Below are 277 nucleotides of genomic sequence, written 5' to 3'. Positions count from 1 at the left end.
CGAAACAAAATTACAATAAAGTCCATTTACATGTAATCTAAAATGTCCAAAAAATAAAAAACACGCTATTCTTTCTGTAGAATCATAGGAAAGGATGGCGTTTTCGTATGTCTATTTCTGTATCCGATGAATTAGAACTATTTGCTCAAGAGATTCAAAGCTTTTTATCCCCAAATATCTTACGAGATCTTGCTAGAGATGTTGGTTTTGTGCAACGAACTAGTAAGTACCAAGCAAAAGATTTAGTCGCTTTATGTGTATGGATGAGCCAAAATGT

At 33.2% G+C, this 277-nt stretch carries 1 pseudogene; it reads left to right on the top strand.

Features of this window, described 5'->3' with window-relative positions:
* Positions 1-107: 107 nt before the first annotated feature.
* Positions 108-277, top strand: a pseudogene (locus tag LOK41_RS28810) (IS4 family transposase); the annotation flags it as partial.

The sequence above is a fragment of the Bacillus sp. TL12 genome, assembly GCF_022625245.1.
In the GTDB taxonomy this organism is placed as follows: domain Bacteria; phylum Bacillota; class Bacilli; order Bacillales; family Bacillaceae_G; genus Bacillus_A.
This window is presented reverse-complemented; position numbering and strand designations above follow the sequence as displayed.